The sequence below is a fragment of the Streptomyces sp. NPDC060064 genome (assembly GCF_042736455.1).
In the GTDB taxonomy this organism is placed as follows: domain Bacteria; phylum Actinomycetota; class Actinomycetes; order Streptomycetales; family Streptomycetaceae; genus Streptomyces.
The window spans coordinates 26,125-43,516 of the sequence record NZ_JBHWWF010000018.1 but is presented as its reverse complement, the minus strand read 5'-3'; the positions used below and the strand labels follow the sequence as shown (position 1 = coordinate 43,516).

Below are 17,392 nucleotides of genomic sequence, written 5' to 3'. Positions count from 1 at the left end.
GCGTGGTTGCTTCAGTCGTCAGCTGAAGGGGATCACCAGCACCGAACGGTCGGTGCCGGTCTGGAGCGTGGCGGTTCCGTTGCCGATCGCGTTCCACACCTCGAGGCGTACGGTGCCGCCCTTGAGGTCGCCGAGGGTTCCGGTCGCCGACTTCAGGCCGCGTGACTGGGTGTACTCCTCCCAGCCCGTGACCGGGTCGGTCGCGAAGTACTGGTAGGTCTCGGTCCGGTCGAAGGTGCCGTCGCCCGTGAGGTCGTAGCTGATCCTGGCCTGCTGGCCGAGTCCGACCGTGGTGCCCGCGTCCAGCTGGAGGCGGAACGCCGTGGCCGCGCCGGGAGCGAGCGTGCCGTTGACCTTCTTGATCTCATAGACGAGCGGCTGGTGCGGGGTGCCGTCGTAGTTGGCGCCGGCCGCCGAGGCGATCGTGTCGGCACCCGCCGTGCCGCCCGCCGCGGTGGTCAGTACCCCGCCGGTGCGGAGCTGGAAGGTGTTGCCCGTGGGCGGTTCCGGGTCGGGACCGGGGTCCGGGTCGCCTCCCCCGGTGCCCGTGCCGGTCGCCGTCGAGCGCGCCGGGACCGTGAGCGTCTTGCCGTCGGAGAAGGTCACCGTGCGGGCCGTGGCACCGTAGTTGTGCGCGGCGTAGGTCCGTACCGTGCCCTTGGTGAAGACCGCGGAGCTCGGGATGTCGCCCGTGACCGTCGCGTCAGGGGCGCCGAGCGTGTCGAGTGTGCTGATCCAGTGGTACGTATGCGCCTTGGACTCGCCCTGCTCCGGGGTGTAGCCCGCGTTGCCCGCGTCCCACTTGGACTTCGCCGACGCCGGGTCGGCCAGCGCCTGGAACTCCCAGAGGATGTCGCGCCATTCGACGGCCAGCCCACCGTTCTCCCGTTCCATCTCGGCGATATTGCGGCGGATCGCGGCCTTCTCGCCGCCCAGATGCAGTGAACCGCCCGTCAGCGGAAGGGCGTTGATGCCGTGGATTTCCTCCGGGTTGGCGGTCCACCAGGTGGCGTACGCCGCGCCGCTGCCCCACACCATGCCGACCGTGTCATGCCCGAAGGCGGACGGGAAGACCTGCTGGTCGGCGTCGAACCAGTACTGGGCGATCGCCTCGGACTCGGTGGTGAGCAGATAGGTGCCGAGGTCGCGCAGCGCGGTGTCGCCGGTGGCCGAGCCAAGCAGCACGAGGCCCGCGCTGAGGTTGATGGACTCCGAGGACGACTCCTGGTTGTTGCCGGCCGCGAAGCCCTGGTGTCCGGAGGCCCAGCTGTGGCCCGCGTACACGTCGAAGCCCCGCAGGAACGGGAAGGCGCTGTCGGTGCGGCTGGGGTTTGCCGCGTCCCGCACCAGGGTCTTCACCATGCCGCCCCATGCCGAGTCGGCAGCCCAGGCCTGGTCGTACTGGGCGACGATCGCGGCCGCGTACACGTAATAGCTGTAGTGGAAGTGGTGGTCGTTGAGCTCGGTGTCACTGCCGTACGAGGCCGGGTAGCCGGTGAGGGTCTTCCAGACCTGGTCGTACGAGAACTCGTTCGCGCCGCCTGCCGTGAACCAGTCCTGGAGCCGGCCCTTCATCAGGGCCAGCAGTTTGTCCCTGGTCGCGGTCTCACCGATCTGGTCGGCGACGGGCACGAGCTGGGCGAGCTGTCCGAGCACCTTGCCGGTCCAGTAGGTGTCCGTGTAGCCCTTGAACGGGTCGGGGTCGTTCGCCACCGCGTCGAGGTAGCCCCTGAGCCGTGCGGTGTCGACAGCGTTCGTCTTCGGCAGTGCGGGCAGCACCGCGGACGCCTTCTGGCTGGTGGTGAAGGAGGTCGCCTCACGGACCTTCATGGTGCCGCGCGGCGATACATAGGTGTACGGAGTGAGCGCGTCCGTGGTGTTCAGCCACTGATGGCGGTAGAGGGCCTGGAGCGTGCCGCGCTCGGTGCCCTCCTTGGCCTCGGTGGTCAGGGTGTAGGTGGCGTTCACGGTGCCGCCGGTGTAACTCCAGCTCGCCTTGGAGCCGGTGACGAAGCTGTACGCGTACTTCTTGTACATGGCCAGTGCGTCGGTGGAGGGCAGTACGGCGAGCGAGAAGTAGTCCTTGGTGCCGAGTCCCGCGGTCACGGTGGAGCCGGAGACCGTCCAGTCGCTGCCGCTCGGCGCGAACAGCGCGTAGTGATGCCCTGCGACGGTGATGCCGAGGACATTGCCCTGGTCGGCGAAGACGGTGGGCGCGGCGGCGGTGGTGATCTGGGCGTTGCCGCCGGAGCCCTTGGCGTATACGAACGGCAGGCCGTGGCCGATGGTGGTGCGCAGCGTGCGGGCGCCGTCGGACCAGTAGGGGGTCACGGTCCAGTCGGACCAGTCGTCGGCCTTGGTGTCCGGTGAGTTGAGCCCGGTGATGCCGAGGGTCAGGTCCCGCTTGTGGGCGTACTCGTACTGGCGGCCCTCGCCGACGATAGCCGGGGTCGTCGGGTAGCCGACCTCGAGTCCGCCGGCGGTGGCCTGGTAGGTGAGGGGATGGCCGTACATGGGGGTGGAGTACGGGTTGTCGCCGTACCGCTGGAAGGCGAGCGAGGTCCACCAGTCGTTGGTGGGGACCGGCTTGTCCTTGGCTGCGGAGGTGACCTTGGGCGTGACCGGCGCGCCGGTGTTGGTGGTCGGGCCCGACGTACCGGCAGGACGGGTGTCGGAGTAACTGCCAGAGCCGACGGGGACGGTGGCGGCCGCCGCCGGGGTGGCGGCCGGGCCCAGACCGAAAGCGGCCAGGGCTGAGACCAGTACCAGCGCGGCAGCTGGTCCGGTGCGGGTGGCTGGTCCGGTGCGGGTGGCTGGCATGGACGGCACCTCGAAGTCATCACGGGAAGGGGCGTCCGAGAGCGCTCTCAGATGGGGAGGAACGTAAAACTCCTGAAACAGAGGTGTCAATACGCGGGACACAGGGAGTAGTTCGCGCCGAGTCCTAGCCGTTATGCCTTCGAGTCTTGACGGGGCGGATGCCTCCGGGGCACGCTCCAAACGCATCTCTGAGAGCGCTCTCACGCGATCTCGCTCCACCGAAGCCAAGGGAGGCTTCCCATGCCCAACGCCCGAGCCGCCAAGAGAACCGCGGTCCGCCTGGGTGCGGTCGCGCTCGCAGGGGCACTGCTCGCCGCCTGTGGATCCGGATCGTCGGACGGCGCATCCGACAGTGCGGGCGGCAAGGTCACACACCGTGGACCTCTTCGGATCCTTCGGCTACAAGGAGGCCGGGCTCTACGCGGAGTACGAGAAGCTCCACCCGAACGTCAAGATCAAGCAGACCGACACCGAGGACGAGCAGGACTACTGGAAGTCGCTGCAGACGCGGCTCGCCGGCGGTGGCGGCCTCGCGGATGTGCAGGGCATCGAGGTCGGCCGGATCGCCGCGGTCACCCAGCAGCAGTCCGACAAGTTCGAGGACTTGAAGCAGTACGGCGCCGACAAGCTCAAGGACCAGTTCGCCGAGGCCAAGTGGTCGGCGGCGACCGGCAAGGACGGCCAGGTCCTCGGCCTGGGCACGGATGTCGGCCCGGAGGCCATGTGCTACCGCTCCGACCTCTTCAAGCAGGCCGGTCTGCCCACCGACCGCGCGGAGCTCGCGAAGAAGTGGTCCACCTGGGACGGCTATCTGGCGCTCGGCAAGGAGTACAAGAAGAAGGCTCCGGCCAAGAGCGCCTGGATGGACAGCGTCGGCAGCCTCTACACGATCATGATCGGCCAGGAGAAGGAGCGGTACTACGACGCCTCCGGGAAGCTGATCTACGAGAACAACCCGGCGGTCAAGGCCGCCTGGGACGCCTCGGCCGAGGCGGCGAAGTCGGGCCTGAGCGCCAAGCTCGACCAGTGGTCACCGCAGTGGAACCAGGCGTTCTCCGCCGGCTCGTTCGCCACCATGCCCTGCCCCGCCTGGATGCTCGGCTACATCAAAGGCCAGGCCGGTGACGCCGGCAAGGGCAAGTGGGACATCGCCAAGCTGCCCGCAGGCGCCGGCAACTGGGGCGGTTCGTATCTCTCGATCCCCCGTGCCGCCAAGCACAGGAAGGAGGCGTACGAGCTGATCCAGTGGCTCACCGCCCCCGAGCAGCAGGCCAAGCTCTTCACCAAGCAGGGCAACTTCCCGTCATCGACCGGCGCCATCGCCAAGGTCGCGGCGGCCAAGGACCCGTACTTCTCGGACGCGCCCATCGGCCAGATCTTCGGCGACGCCGCCAAGGCGGCGCCCGTCCAGGTCCTCGGAGTCCATGACAAGAGCGTCGCCGACCAGATCACCAACGCGCTGAGCGAGGTGGAGCGCAAGGGCACCTCGCCCGACAAGGCCTGGTCGACCGCGAAGAAGAACGTGGAGAACGCCACCGGCTGACCCGGCGGTGCCGGGGAAGTGCGGGACGCCACCCGAACCTCCCCGGCACCGCTCAACTTCCTCGGGCCGGTCATGATTCCGGCCGGTGCTGATTCCCGGCCTGACCGGCCTCCGGCTGCTGGTCGTGCCCAACCTCCCGTTCCCACTCCTCGAAGGGCCGCACCGTGACCCTCACCGCCAGCGCGAAGCCGGTCTCCCCCCGGCCCTCGGCCGCGCACCGCACCTGGCGCACGCTCTCGCCGTACGCCTATATCGCTCCGTTCTTCGCCTTGTTCGCCGCCTTCGGGCTCTTCCCGCTGATCTACACGGCCTTCGTCTCGCTCTACCGCGTCGAACTGCAGACGCCCGGGGAGATGGAGTGGCGTGGCTTCGGCAACTACACCGCGCTCTTCGGCGACGAGATCTTCTGGACCGCACTGGGCAACACGTTCACCATCGGGGTGCTGTCCACCGTCCCACAGCTGGTGATGGCGCTGGGCCTGGCCCACTTGCTCAACTATCGGCTGCGCGGCCGGACTTTCCTGCGCACGGCGATGCTGCTGCCGTACGCGACCTCCGTCGCCGCCGCGACCCTGGTCTTCGCGCAGCTCTTCGGCCGCGATTTCGGCCTGATCAACTATGTGCTGGGCCTGGTCGGTTTCGATCCGGTGGACTGGCAGGCCGGCACGGTCTCCTCGCAGATCGCCGTATCGACCATCGTCATCTGGCGCTGGACCGGCTACAACGCACTGATCTATCTGGCGGGCATGCAGTCCATCCCGAGCGAGCTGTACGAGGCCGCCGAGATGGACGGGGCCTCACGCTGGCGGCAGTTCATCCATGTCACCCTGCCGGGGCTGCGTCCCACGATCCTCTTCACCGTCGTCGTCTCGACGATCGGCGCCACCCAGCTCTTCGGTGAGCCGCTGCTGTTCGAGGGTTCCATCTCCGGCGGTATATCGCACCAGTACCAGACACTCGGTCTCTATATGTACGAGCAGGGCTGGGGCTTCTTCCATCTGGGCCGGGCCGCCGCCATCGCCTGGGTGATGTTTCTGCTGATCCTGGTGCTGGTCGGGGTCAACGCCCTGATCGCGCACCGCCGTTCCCGCAAGGAGGCCGGCCGATGACCGTGCTCGCCGCTCCGCCGACCGAGCCGCCCGCCGAGGGCACACGACCCGGGCCCACGCGCCGGACGAGGAACCGGGCCGGGCGCACGATGCAGGGCGGCAAGCTCGCGTACGCGATCCTGACCGCCGCCGTCCTCGTCTCGGCGTTCCCCTTCTACTGGACGATCGTCGCCGCCAGCCGCTCCAACGCCGATCTGGCGAAGGTGCCGCCGACGCTGCTGCCGGGCTCGAATCTGTTCCACAACTTCCAGGCGGTGATGGAGGAGGCCGATATCGGCAAGGCTCTTCTCAACTCCTTCATCGTCTCCGGCTCGATCACCGTCGGCACGGTGCTCTGCTGCACGCTCGCCGGATTCGCCTTCGCCAAACTGCGCTTCCGCGGCCGCGGCGCGCTGCTGGCGGTCACGGTGGGCACGATGATGATCCCGCCACAGCTCGGTGTGATCCCGCTCTTCATGCTGATCGCCAAGCTGCAGTGGGTGAACCAGCTGCAGGCCGTGATCCTGCCCGGTCTGGTCTCCGCCTTCGGTGTGTTCTTCATGCGGCAGTACCTGGTGCAGTCGCTGCCGGACGAGCTGATCGAGGCGGCCAGGGTCGACGGCGCATCCACCGCCCGGATCTTCTGGTCGATCGTGGTGCCGATCGCCCGGCCCGGTATGGCCGTGCTCGGAATGCTGACCTTCATGTCCGCGTGGAACGACTTCTTCTGGCCGATCGTCGCACTCTCCTCGCAGGAGCCGACCGTGCAGGTCGCCCTGCGCCAGCTCGGCGGCGGCTATGTCCACGACCAGTCCGTGATCATGGCGGGCACGCTGCTCGGCACTCTCCCGGTGCTGCTCGTCTTCGGTCTGCTCGGCCGGCAGATCGTCGGCGGCATCATGCAGGGCGCCGTCAAGGGCTGACCCCCCTCCCCCGCACCGCTCCATCTCTATTCCTGGGAGTTCCACGTCATGACCGCTGTCGACGCACGCCCCGAGACGACGACGGACCTCCGGTTCCCGGCCGGATTCCGCTGGGGCACCGCCACCGCCGCGTACCAGATCGAGGGAGCCGCGGCGGAGGACGGCCGTACGCCGTCCATCTGGGACACCTTCAGCCGTGCGCCGGGCAAGGTCCGCAACGGCGACACCGGCGACATCGCCGCCGACCACTACCACCGGATGCGCGAGGACGTCGCGCTGATGAAGCAGCTCGGCGTCACCGACTACCGGTTCTCGGTGGCCTGGCCGCGGGTGCAGCCGACCGGGCGCGGTCCCGCCGTGCAGAAGGGACTGGACTTCTATCGTCGGCTCACCGACGAGCTTCTCGAGGCGGGCATCCGGCCGGTGGCCACGCTCTACCACTGGGATCTGCCGCAGGAGCTGGAGGACGCGGGCGGCTGGCCGCAGCGCGAGACCGCCCGGCGTTTCGGCGAGTACGCCGGGATCATGGCGGACGCGCTCGGGGACCGGGTGAAGACCTGGACCACGCTGAACGAGCCGTGGTGCGCCGCGTTTCTCGGCTACGGCTCCGGCGTGCACGCCCCGGGGCGCACCAGCGCGAGTGCCTCGCTGCGCGCCGCGCACCATTTCAACCTGGCGCACGGGTGGGCCGCGCAGACGCTGCACGCCGCGCTGCCGTCGACGTCCGAGATCTCGCTGACGCTCAATCTGCACGCGGTGCGGCCGCTCACGGACTCGGAGGGCGACCGGGACGCGGCTCGCCGGATCGACGCCGTCGGGAACCGGATCTTCCTCGATCCGGTGTTCCACGGCCGCCTTCCGGAGGATCTGGTCCATGACACGGCTGCGGTGACCGACTGGGCCTTTGTCCAGGACGGCGATCTGGACATCATCTCCACGCCGATCGACTCGCTGGGCATCAACTACTACTCCCCCACGGTCGTCGGGGCGGGGTCGTCGGACTCGCCCTCGCCGTGGGCCGGCGCGGAACAGCACGTCCGCTTTTTGCCCGCGCCCGGACCGCGTACCGCGATGGACTGGCCGGTCGATGCCGACGGCCTGCACGAGCTGCTGATCCGCCTGCGCGACGATCTGCCGGGCGTTCCGCTGGTGATCACCGAGAACGGCGCCGCGTACGACGACTACGCCGATCCGTCGGGCGCGGTCCATGACCCCGAGCGGGTGGCGTATCTGCGGTCCCACCTCACGGCGGTGCACCGGGCGATCGAGGACGGCGCGGATGTGCGCGGCTACTTCCTGTGGTCGCTGCTGGACAACTTCGAGTGGGCCTACGGCTACAGCAAGCGGTTCGGCATCGTCCATGTCGACTTCGCGACCCAGCGCCGTACGTTCAAGGACAGCGCCCGCTGGTACGCGGACGTCATCGCACGGGGCGGGCTGACCGGCTGAGCCGGGCGGCCCGCCGCGCCTCGCGCGCGAGCGGGAGGTAACGCAGTCGCTCGGGGAGCACGGGAACCACGGTCCGTACGACCCGGGCGACTCTGCGCAGCCGCCGTTCCTGCTCGTCCGTCCACTCCAGGCCGATCGCCTCGCGTGCGGCGGGCGGCATCAGCCCGATCGTCATGAAGCGGCGGAAGCGGGCGAGCGGAGGCAGCAGCAGCGGCCACACCGTCCTGAGCAGCAGTCTCACCGCGAGCGGCCCGCGGTCGGGCGGCGGCACCGGCTGGTCCGTGGCGATCAGTTCGCGTACAACGACGGTCGCCTCTATCTCGTCCGCGAGCACCTTGCGGTAGTACGGCCAGAACTCCTCGATCGTCTGCGGCATGTCCCGGTCGTGGATGCCGAGAATCCGGCCGACCTGGAGCCACTCCGCGTACAGCTGCCGCTCCTGGACGTCGGTGAGCGCAGGCGCGAGATAGCGCAGCGCGTGCTGGTAGACCGGGAAGCCGGTGGCGTGGACCCAGGAGTAGGAGGCCGGGCTGAGCGCGTGGTAGCGACGGCCGTGGGCGTCGGTGCCCCGTATCGTCTTGTGGAGCTCGCGGAGTCTGCGGCCCTCTTCGGCCGCCGCCTCGCCGCCGTACACCCAGAGCTGGAGCGAGTGCAGGGAGCGCTCTCCCCGGCCCCAGGGGTCGGTGCGGAAGACGGAATGGTCGTCGACGCCCGCGCCGACGGCGGGGTGAGCGACCTGCAGGGTGAGGGCGGCGGGCAGCATGAGCAGGGCCCGGATGTCGCCGGCGTAGGTCCAGAGCACTCCGCCGGGCGGGAGCGGTACGGGTTCTGCTGCGGCCCTGCTCATCTGTGCGCTCCTGGCGGGTCCGAGCCCGGTCTGAATCAGTGTCAGCGCTGTTGACGAGGCCCGTGAACAACTCGCTAGCAATTGTAAACTGCGACTCCCCTGTGCGGCAGTACATGGGTCCGCACAGTGCCACGCCCTCCTCGTGCGCCCGCCGGCGGGTGCGGGCGGCGTCATGGCGGAATCCGGCGAGCACGGCCTCGTAGTCGGCGTGTTGGGCCGTGGCCTCGGCGCGTAGCTGCTCGGCCCGCTCGACGGCGGCGTCGATCCTCCATGCGTGCGAAGAACCGTACGGGTTGCAGGAGTTGGTGTGATCGTGGTCCTGTGGAAAGAAAGTGGGCACCTGGTCATTACCAGGAGGTAACTCCGGCTGATTGGATGTGCGGCGCCGGTCGTACCCCCCACCAGACTCTGGAGTCCTTGTGCCGCACTCCGTGCTCCGCCGTATCCCTGGCGCGGCCCTGTCCACCGCCCTCGCCGCCGCCGTCCTCACCGGAACGGCTCCGACGGCCTCCGCCGCACCGGCGGAGGCGACGCCGTCCCTCAAAGTGCTGACGTACAACACCTTCCTGTTCAGCAAGACGCTGTACCCCAACTGGGGCCAGGACCACCGGGCCGCGGCCATTCCCGCGACCACGTTCTTCCAGGGCAAGGACGTCGTCGTTGTGCAGGAAGCCTTCGACAACTCCTCGTCGGACGCGCTGAAGCAGAAGGCCGCAGCCCAGTATCCGTATCAGACCCCGGTGATGGGGCGGAGCAAGGACGGCTGGGACGCGACCGGCGGTTCGTACTCGGCCACCACCCCGGAGGACGGCGGGGTCGCGGTGCTCAGCAGGTGGCCGGTCGTCCGCAAGGAGCAGTACGTCTACAAGGACGCCTGCGGGGCGGACTGGTGGTCCAACAAGGGTTTCGTCTATGTCGTGTTGAATGTGAACGGCGCGAAGGTTCATGTGGTCGGCACGCACGCTCAGTCGACCGACCCCGGCTGCGGCGCGGGCGAGGCGGCGCAGATGCGCAGCCGCCAGTTCAAGGCCATCGACGCCTTCCTCGACGCCAAGAACATCCCGGCGTCCGAACAGGTCCTGGTCGCGGGCGACTTCAATGTCGACTCGCGGACGCCGGAGTACGCGACCATGCTCGCCGACGCCGGCCTCGTGGGGGCGGACGCGCGCACCGGGCACCCCTACTCATTCGACACGAAGGAGAACTCCATCGCCTCCGAGCGCTATCCCAACGACCCGCGCGAGGACCTGGACTACGTCCTGCACCGGGCCGGACACGCAAAGCCGGCAGGCTGGACGAATGAGGTGATCAAGGAGCAGAGCGCGCCCTGGACGGTCTCCAGCTGGGGCACGAAGTACACCTACACCAACCTCTCCGACCACTACCCGGTCATCGCGTCCGGACAGTAGTCGCAAACCCTTCGCAGCTGGTCAGCGGCCGCTTTTCGGCAGTGGCTGCAAGGGATTTGATGCGCCAGGGTGGTGACCATGACGGGTCACGGGCACGTCCATGGTCACCACCATCACCACACCCACGACCGCATCGACGCCGCCCTCGAGCGATCGGCCGAGGGGCTGCGGACGCTGTGGTTCTCCTTCGGTGTGCTTGCCGCCACGACCGCCGTCCAGGCGGTGATCGCGACCGCGTCGGGTTCGGTGGCGCTGCTCGGTGACACGGTCCACAACGCCACCGACGCGCTGACCGCTCTGCCGCTCGCCCTCGCCTTCATCCTCGGCCGGCGGGCGGCCACCCGCCGTTACACCTACGGCTTCGGCCGGGCCGAGGACCTGGCGGGCGTCTTCGTGGTGCTGGTGATCGCCGCGTCGGCGGTCTTCGCCGGGTACGAGGCGCTGCGGCGGCTGTTCGAGCCGCAGGATGTCAGCCATCCGGCCGCAGTGGCCGCGGCCGGTCTGGTGGGTTTCACCGGCAACGAGTGGGTGGCAAGGGCCCGGATCCGTACGGGCCGCAGGATCGGGTCGGCCGCGCTGGTGGCCGACGGACTGCATGCCCGGAGCGACGGTTTCACCTCACTGGCCGTACTGCTGGGCGCGGGCGGAGCCGTACTCGGATGGAGGTGGGCCGATCCGCTGATCGGGCTCGCGATCACGGGGGCGATCGCGGTGGTGCTGCGCGGTGCGGTGCGCGAGATCTGGCACCGGCTGATGGACGCGGTGGACCCGGCGCTGGTCGACGAGGCCGAGCACGCGCTCTCCCATGTCGAGGGCGTACGGGCCGTGCGGGACGTGCGAATGCGCTGGCTCGGGCACGATCTGCGGGCCGAGACCTCGATCGTGGTCGACCCGGCGCTGACGGTGCGGCAGGCGCATGCGGTGGCCCTGGCCGCCGAGCACGCGTTGCTGCACGGGGTCCGGCGGCTGACCGCGGCCACGGTCCAGGTCCATCCGTGACTCCCCCGAACGGGTGGGTGGTTCGGTGTTCTCGCGGCTTCTGGATGCATGGCGGGGTCATGCCACGTCGCGTCCGCGCTCCGAACTGATCCAGACCAAACTTCTCCTCGAATCCCCCCATCGCGGACTCGTTCGAAGGAGAAGCCCCCATGAGACGCACGCTCCGCGCGCGCATCTGCCTTTCCGTCATCCTCGCCCTGCCCGTCGTCGGCCTGGGCCCGGGCACCGCCGGGGCCGCCCCGGATCCGGTGCCGGGCGTCACCGCATCCCCGACGCAGTACAGCCTCGACAGCACGCTCGAACGCGCCCTCGGCGACCACAGCGCCGGTTCGTATCTCGACACCAAAACGGGCGAACTGGTCGTCACCGTCACCGATGCAGCCTCGGCCGACAAGGTACGGGCCGCCGGCGCACGCGCCAAGCTCGTCAAGCGCAGCACGGAACGGCTCGAAGCGGCCATGGACACCCTCGAGGCCCAGGCGAAGATCACCGGCACCTCGTGGGGCATCGACCCCTCGACCAACCAGGTCGCGATCGAAGCCGACCGGTCTGTCTCCGCACCCTCCATGACCCAGCTGCAGCACGTGGCCGCAGGTCTCGGCGACGCCGTGCGGATCAAGCGTGTGCCCGGAGTCTTCAAGAGGGAGGTGGCCGGCGGCAACGCGATCTACGGCGGCGGCTTCCGCTGCTCGGCGGCCTTCAACGTCTCGAAGGGCACAGCCCGATACTTCCTGACGGCCGGTCACTGCACCAACGAGGCCGTCAACTGGTATGCGTCACCCGGCGGCCCGATCATCGGGCTCCGAAGGGGGACCAGCTTCCCGGGCAACGACTACGGCATCGTGCGGTACACGGATGGCGCCCTGCCCGCCGGAAACGTCAACCTCTACAACGGCAGCTACCAGGACATCACGACCGCGGCCAACGCCATCGTCAACCAAACCATCCGGAAGAGCGGCTCCACCACGCACGTGACCAGCGGCAGGGTCACCGCCGTGAACGTCACCGTGAACTACGTCGAAGGGCCGACCTACGGCATGGTCCGCACCACCGCCTGTTCGGCCGCCGGCGACAGCGGCGGTGCGCACTTCGCGGGTACCACCGCGCTGGGCATCCACTCGGGCAGCTCCGGCTGCACGGGCACCAATGGCTCGGCCATCCACCAGCCGGTGCGGGAAGCACTCGGCGTCTACGGCGTGGCTGTGTACTGATTGGCTGACCGACTGGCCGACCGACTCGCTGACCGACTCGCTGATGCGTGCGGGCGTGCCATCCATCGGGCACGCCCGCCGCGCTGTTCGGACAGGTGGCTTCGGCGCAAGCCCGACGCGTGCCACGGAGGCAGAGGGGTGCGACCGAGCAGTGCGGCCGAGCAGTGCGGCCGAGCGGTGCCGCAGCCCGACGCTCAGCCCTCGTGGTCGTACACCGTCACCGATATCCCCCGCGCCGTCAGCCGCCCCGCTATCAGCGGCTCGATCCGCGACCACTTCCCGCCCGCGAGACCGCACCCGATCCGCGGCATATGGACGGACGCCCCCAGCTCCGCCGCCTTCCCGGCCACCGCCCCGAGCGCCGCGTCGATCGCCTCGTACCGCACCGGAACCCCCTTGCTGCCGGTCCGTATCCCCCGCTGCCCCACCATGTTCGCCACCCACAGATACGGCGCCACCCGGACGTACTGCACGGCGCCGAGCCCGAAGTCATTGCCCGCGCGCTCCCGGTGCCAACGGCGGTACGCCGCCTCCGGCTCCGGCCAGCGGCGCGATATCGCCAGCACGAAGCCCTTCCCCCAGCCGCCCAGGTCGTTGCAGACATGCGCGATCAGCTTCACCCCTTTGCCCTGCGGCGCGGTGGCGTCCCCCCGTACGTACTCGATCTCGGACATGCACCCACCGTACGGATCACCACTGACAATCGGCGGACGCCTTTCACAACAGTGGTGAGACAGCAATACTGTTGCACTGCACGGAGATCAGGAACGGGCAGCGGGAAGCGAGGCGCACAGATGGCGACCGAGACCGAGGAGCCGACGCTCACCGTCGACGAGCTGGCCGCGCGCGCCGGGGTCACCGTACGCACCATCCGCTTCTACAGCACGCGCGGGCTCCTGCCGCCGCCGGCAATCGGACCCCGCCGCGTCGGCCACTACGGACCGGACCATCTCTCCCGCCTGGCCCTCATCGAGGAGCTCCAGCACCAGGGCATGACCCTCGCCGCGATCGAGCGCTATCTGGAGCAGCTGCCACCGGACCTGAGCGCGCACGACCTCGCGATCCACCGTGCGCTGGTCGCCTCCTGGGCGCCGGACTCGGCCGAGGAGGCGACCCGCGCCGACCTGGAGCGCCGCGCGGGCCGCACGCTGAGTGAGCAGGACATCGACCGGCTCGCGGCGATGGGCGTCCTGGAGCGCGCGGACGGCGCGGCGGGCGCGGACGGCTACCGGCTCGACCCGGGCCTGCTGCGGCTCGGTGTGCAGCTGCTGGACGTACCGATCGCGCACGAGACGATTCTCGCCGCCCGCACCGTCCTGCTGGAGCACACCCGCTCGGCGGCGCGCGAGCTCACCAGGCTGTTCCGGGACGAGGTATGGAATCCGTACCGCGAGCAGGAGCCGGACCCCGAGCAGGTGGCGGCGATGAAGTCGCTGTCCGCCCATATGCAGCCGATGGTGGTGCAGGCGCTGGTGACGGCCTTCCAGCGGTCGCTCAAGGAGGAGCTGCGGGCCGCGTTCAGCCGGCAGGACTGACGCGGGCCGCGTCCAGCCGGGAGAGCTGAGCGCGGCCCGGTCCCGGCGTCACGCGTCGGTGAAGACCTCGCCGCGCTCCGCCTTCTCGACCAGCAGCGCAGGCGGGTTGAAGCGCTCGCCGTAGCGCTCGGCAAGCTCACGCGCGCGCGCCACGAAGCCGGACAGCCCGCCCTCGTAGCCATTGATGTACTGCAGCGCACCGCCCGTCCAGGCCGGGAAGCCAATGCCCATGATCGATCCGATATTGGCGTCGGCGACCGAGATCAGCACGTGCTCCTCCAGGCAGCGCACAGTGTCCAGCGCCTCGGAGAAGAGCATCCGCTCCTTCATGTCCTGGAAGGGCACGTGCAGGTCGGAACGCGTGAAGTGCTCACGCAGGCCCGGCCACAGCCCGGTCCGCTTTCCGTCCTCGCCGTACTCGTAGAAGCCCGCGCCGCCACTGCGGCCCGTGCGCCCGAACTCGTCGACCATCCGGTCGATCACCACGTCCGCCGGATGCCCCGCCCAGCTGCCGCCTGCCTCCTCGACCGCGCGCTTCGTCTCGTTGCGGATCTTGCGCGGGAGGGTGAGGGTCAGCTCGTCCATCAGGGAGAGCACCTTGGCCGGGTAGCCGGCCTGGGCTGCGGCCTGCTCGACCGACACGGGGTCGACGCCCTCGCCGACCATCGCCACGCCCTCGTTGATGAACTGACCGATCACGCGCGAGGTGAAGAAGCCGCGCGAGTCATTGACGACGATCGGGGTCTTGTTGATCTGGCGGACCAGGTCGAAGGCGCGGGCCAGCGCCTCGTCGCCGCTGTGCTCGCCCTTGATGATCTCGACGAGCGGCATCTTGTCGACCGGCGAGAAGAAGTGCAGCCCGATGAAGTCGACGGGCCGCGACACTCCTTCGGCGAGGACGGAGATGGGCAGCGTCGAGGTGTTGGAGCAGAGCAGCGCGTCCGGCTCGATGATGTCCTCGATCTCCTGGAACACCTTGTGCTTGAGGGCGGTGTCCTCGAAGACCGCCTCGATCACGGCGTCGCAGCCGGCGAGGTCCGCCGGGTCGGCGGTCGGCGTGATGCGCGCGAGCAGTGCGTCCCGCTTGGCCTCGGTCGTACGGCCCCGGGAGAGCGCCTTGGCGAGCAGCTTCTCGGAGTACGCCTTGCCCTTGGCGGCCGCGTCCGCCGTGACGTCCTTGAGGACGACCTCGATGCCCGCGCGGGCACAGGAGTAGGCGATGCCCGCACCCATCATCCCGGCGCCGAGGACGGCGACCTTGCGGACGGGGCGCGGCTCGATGCCCTTGGGGCGGTTGGCGCCGGAGTTGACTGCCTGCAGATCGAAGAAGAACGCCTGGATCATGTTCTTGGCGATCTGCCCGGTGACCAGCTCGGTGAAGTACCGGGCCTCGATGATCTGCGCGGTCTCGAAGTCGACCTGGGACCCCTCGACGGCCGCCGCGAGGATATTGCGCGGGGCGGGGTAGGGCGCGCCGGCGGTCTGCTTCTTCAGGTTCGCGGGGAACGCGGGCAGGTTGGCGGCGAACCGCGGGTTGGACGGGGTCCCACCGGGGATCTTGTAGCCCTTGACGTCCCAGGGCTGCTGCGATTCGGGATGGGCGTCGATGAAGGCGCGGGCCTTGGCGAGCATCTCCTCGTCGGTGGCGGCCACCTCGTGGACCAGGCCGTTCTCCAGTGCGCGCTGCGGGTTGTACTGGGTGCCCTGCAGCAGGACCTTCAGCAGCGCGTCCGCGATGCCCATCAGCCGTACGGTGCGGGTGACGCCGCCGCCCGCGGGCAGCAGGCCGAGGGTGACCTCGGGCAGGCCGATCTTGGAACCGGGCGCGTCGAGGGCGATGCGGTGGTGACAGGCGAGGGCGATCTCGTAACCGCCGCCCAGGGCTGCGCCGTTGATGGCTGCGACGACGGGCTTGCCGAGGGTCTCGATCCGGCGCAGAGCGCGCTTGATGCCCATGCCGGCCTCGAAGGCGGCCTCGGCGTCCTCGGGACCGGCCTTGATCATGTCCTTGAGGTCGCCGCCCGCGAAGAAGGTCTTCTTGGCGGAGGTGAAGATGATGCCGCGGATGGAGTCCTTCTCGGCCTCCGCGCGGTCGGCGATCGCGGCGATGGACTCCTTGAAGGCCTGGTTCATCGTGTTGGCGGACTGATTGGGGTCGTCGAGGACGAGGGTGACGACGCCGGTCTCGTCCTGTTCCCAGCGGATGGTGGTGCTCTCGGTCATTGCGGAGTCTCCAGGAGGTCTTGGTCAGGTCGTTTCGAGCGATGGCGGTGTCGGCGCGGAGGGTGTGGGCGCTGCCGCTCGAGTGCCGGCCGTTCGGGGTGCCGGCCCGGGGGCGCGCCGCCGCACCGCTACACGCGCTCGATCACCGTGGCGATGCCCATGCCGCCGCCCACGCAGAGTGTGACGAGGCCGTACCGCTTGTCCTGGCGCTCCAGTTCGTCCATGACCGTGCCGAGGATCATCGCGCCCGTCGCACCGAGCGGATGGCCCAGCGCGATCGCGCCGCCGTTGACGTTGATCTTCTCCAGCGGAATGTCGAGATCGCGGGCGAAGCGCAGTACGACACCGGCGAACGCCTCGTTGATCTCGACCAGGTCGATGTCGTCCATCGTCAGTCCGGCCTTGGCGAGCGCCTTGCGGGTGGCGGGGGCGGGGCCGGTGAGCATGATGGTCGGCTCGGATCCGGAGACCGCGGCCGAGACGATCCGGGCGCGCGGCGTGAGTCCGTACCGCTCGCCGACCTCCTTCGTGCCGATCGCGACCAGCGCGGCGCCGTCGACGATGCCGGAGGAGTTGCCCGCGTGGTGGACGTGGTCGATCTTCTCCACCCAGTGGTACTTCTGCAGCGCCACGGCGTCGAAGCCGCCCATGTCGCCGATGCCGGCGAAGGAGGGCTTGAGCGCGGCGAGGGAGTCCGCGGTGGTGCCGGGGCGCATGTGCTCGTCGTGGTCGAGGACGACCAGGCCGTTGCGGTCCAGGACCGGTACGACGGAGCGCTCGAAGCGGCTGTCCTTCCAGGCCGCCGCGGCCCGCTCCTGGGAGAGCGCCGCGTACTCGTCGACATCGCGGCGGGAGAAGCCCTCGATGGTGGCGATGAGGTCGGCGCCGATGCCCTGCGGTACGAAACCGGTGTCGAAGTTGGTCATCGGGTCGGCGAACCAGGCGCCGCCGTCGGAGGCCATCGGCACCCGCGACATCGACTCGACACCGCCGGCCAGCACCAGGTCCTCCCAGCCCGAACGGACCTTCATCGCCGCCATGTTGACGGCTTCGAGGCCCGAGGCACAGAAGCGGTTCTCCTGGACGCCGGCGACGGTGTCGGGCAGTCCGGCGGCGATCGCCGAGATGCGGGCGATGTCGGAACCCTGGTCGCCGACCGGACCGACCACGCCGAGCACGATGTCGTCGATCGCCGCCGGGTCGAGACCGGGGAAGCGGCTGCGGAGTTCGTGGATCAGACCGACGACGAGGTCGATCGGCTTGGTGCCGTGCAGGGCGCCATTGGCCTTGCCGCGCCCGCGCGGAGTGCGGATCGCGTCGTACACATACGCTTCGGTACTCAAGA

Annotated in this window: 12 protein-coding genes and 1 pseudogene; 8 read left to right on the top strand and 5 right to left on the bottom strand. The window is 69.4% G+C overall.

Annotated elements, in window-relative coordinates:
• Nucleotides 1–18 precede the first annotated feature (18 nt).
• Entirely contained in the window at nucleotides 19–2,820 is a 2,802-nt protein-coding gene (locus ACFWDI_RS21820; RefSeq protein ID WP_385306148.1) for a glycosyl hydrolase, read from the bottom strand.
• Between the two features lie 240 nt (nucleotides 2,821–3,060).
• Here ACFWDI_RS21820 and ACFWDI_RS21815 point away from each other — a divergent pair.
• The 4 genes and pseudogenes from ACFWDI_RS21815 to ACFWDI_RS21800 all read left to right on the top strand — a co-directional run bounded on the left by ACFWDI_RS21815 (nucleotide 3,061) and on the right by ACFWDI_RS21800 (nucleotide 7,823).
• Nucleotides 3,061–4,363: pseudogene (locus ACFWDI_RS21815) on the top strand (extracellular solute-binding protein).
• Between the two features lie 164 nt (nucleotides 4,364–4,527).
• Nucleotides 4,528–5,472: a carbohydrate ABC transporter permease gene (locus tag ACFWDI_RS21810; RefSeq protein WP_385306147.1), complete on the top strand. Its 945-nt coding sequence runs from the start codon at nucleotides 4,528–4,530 to the stop codon at nucleotides 5,470–5,472.
• On the top strand, nucleotides 5,469–6,374 hold the full coding sequence (locus tag ACFWDI_RS21805; protein ID WP_385306146.1) for a carbohydrate ABC transporter permease: 906 nt from the start codon (nucleotides 5,469–5,471) through the stop codon (nucleotides 6,372–6,374). Before ACFWDI_RS21810 ends, ACFWDI_RS21805 begins: the two co-directional genes overlap by 4 nt.
• A gap of 48 nt (nucleotides 6,375–6,422) precedes the next feature.
• On the top strand, nucleotides 6,423–7,823 hold the full coding sequence (locus ACFWDI_RS21800) for a GH1 family beta-glucosidase (RefSeq protein WP_385306145.1): 1,401 nt from the start codon (nucleotides 6,423–6,425) through the stop codon (nucleotides 7,821–7,823).
• Here ACFWDI_RS21800 and ACFWDI_RS21795 read toward each other — a convergent pair.
• Nucleotides 7,795–8,670, bottom strand: a complete 876-nt coding sequence (locus ACFWDI_RS21795; RefSeq protein WP_385306143.1) for an oxygenase MpaB family protein — start codon at nucleotides 8,668–8,670, stop codon at nucleotides 7,795–7,797. The genes ACFWDI_RS21800 and ACFWDI_RS21795 overlap by 29 nt on opposite strands.
• Nucleotides 8,671–9,089: 419 nt before the next feature.
• Between ACFWDI_RS21795 and sph the strand changes: the two genes are divergently transcribed.
• The 3 genes from sph (at nucleotide 9,090) to ACFWDI_RS21780 (ending at nucleotide 12,289) form a co-directional block, all read left to right on the top strand.
• On the top strand, nucleotides 9,090–10,079 hold the full coding sequence (gene sph, locus ACFWDI_RS21790) for a sphingomyelin phosphodiesterase (protein ID WP_385306141.1): 990 nt from the start codon (nucleotides 9,090–9,092) through the stop codon (nucleotides 10,077–10,079).
• 78 nt (nucleotides 10,080–10,157) lie between these two features.
• Nucleotides 10,158–11,078 carry a cation diffusion facilitator family transporter gene (locus ACFWDI_RS21785; protein ID WP_385306139.1) on the top strand — a complete coding sequence of 307 codons (921 nt, stop codon included), beginning with the start codon at nucleotides 10,158–10,160 and terminating at the stop codon, nucleotides 11,076–11,078.
• A 149-nt stretch (nucleotides 11,079–11,227) separates the two neighbouring features.
• Entirely contained in the window at nucleotides 11,228–12,289 is a 1,062-nt protein-coding gene (locus ACFWDI_RS21780) for a S1 family peptidase (RefSeq protein WP_385306138.1), read from the top strand.
• Nucleotides 12,290–12,483: 194 nt separating this feature from the next.
• Here ACFWDI_RS21780 and ACFWDI_RS21775 read toward each other — a convergent pair whose 3' ends face one another.
• Nucleotides 12,484–12,963 carry a macro domain-containing protein gene (locus ACFWDI_RS21775; protein ID WP_385306137.1) on the bottom strand — a complete coding sequence of 160 codons (480 nt, stop codon included), beginning with the start codon at nucleotides 12,961–12,963 and terminating at the stop codon, nucleotides 12,484–12,486.
• A 120-nt stretch (nucleotides 12,964–13,083) separates the two neighbouring features.
• Here ACFWDI_RS21775 and ACFWDI_RS21770 point away from each other — a divergent pair, with 120 nt between their 5' ends.
• The gene (locus ACFWDI_RS21770) at nucleotides 13,084–13,824 is read left to right on the top strand and encodes a MerR family transcriptional regulator (RefSeq protein WP_385306135.1); all 741 of its coding nucleotides are present in this window, start codon (nucleotides 13,084–13,086) and stop codon (nucleotides 13,822–13,824) included.
• Between the two features lie 48 nt (nucleotides 13,825–13,872).
• Here ACFWDI_RS21770 and ACFWDI_RS21765 read toward each other — a convergent pair whose 3' ends face one another.
• The gene (locus ACFWDI_RS21765) at nucleotides 13,873–16,047 is read right to left on the bottom strand and encodes a 3-hydroxyacyl-CoA dehydrogenase NAD-binding domain-containing protein (protein ID WP_385306133.1); all 2,175 of its coding nucleotides are present in this window, start codon (nucleotides 16,045–16,047) and stop codon (nucleotides 13,873–13,875) included.
• A 128-nt stretch (nucleotides 16,048–16,175) separates the two neighbouring features.
• Nucleotides 16,176–17,390 carry an acetyl-CoA C-acetyltransferase gene (locus ACFWDI_RS21760; RefSeq protein ID WP_385306131.1) on the bottom strand — a complete coding sequence of 405 codons (1,215 nt, stop codon included), beginning with the start codon at nucleotides 17,388–17,390 and terminating at the stop codon, nucleotides 16,176–16,178.
• Nucleotides 17,391–17,392: the final 2 nt, after the last annotated feature.

Excerpts from the sequence above, each read along its gene's own strand:
- ACFWDI_RS21800 (WP_385306145.1), top strand. The coding sequence starts at position 6,423 with ATGACCGCTGTCGACGCACGCCCCGAGACGACGACGGACCTCCGGTTC.
- ACFWDI_RS21785 (WP_385306139.1), top strand. The coding sequence starts at position 10,158 with ATGACGGGTCACGGGCACGTCCATGGTCACCACCATCACCACACCCAC.
- ACFWDI_RS21775 (WP_385306137.1), bottom strand. The coding sequence starts at position 12,963 with ATGTCCGAGATCGAGTACGTACGGGGGGACGCCACCGCGCCGCAGGGC.
- ACFWDI_RS21820 (WP_385306148.1), bottom strand. The coding sequence starts at position 2,820 with ATGCCAGCCACCCGCACCGGACCAGCCACCCGCACCGGACCAGCTGCC.
- ACFWDI_RS21795 (WP_385306143.1), bottom strand. The coding sequence starts at position 8,670 with ATGAGCAGGGCCGCAGCAGAACCCGTACCGCTCCCGCCCGGCGGAGTG.
- ACFWDI_RS21765 (WP_385306133.1), bottom strand. The coding sequence starts at position 16,047 with ATGACCGAGAGCACCACCATCCGCTGGGAACAGGACGAGACCGGCGTC.
- ACFWDI_RS21805 (WP_385306146.1), top strand. The coding sequence starts at position 5,469 with ATGACCGTGCTCGCCGCTCCGCCGACCGAGCCGCCCGCCGAGGGCACA.
- ACFWDI_RS21780 (WP_385306138.1), top strand. The coding sequence starts at position 11,228 with ATGAGACGCACGCTCCGCGCGCGCATCTGCCTTTCCGTCATCCTCGCC.
- ACFWDI_RS21770 (WP_385306135.1), top strand. The coding sequence starts at position 13,084 with ATGGCGACCGAGACCGAGGAGCCGACGCTCACCGTCGACGAGCTGGCC.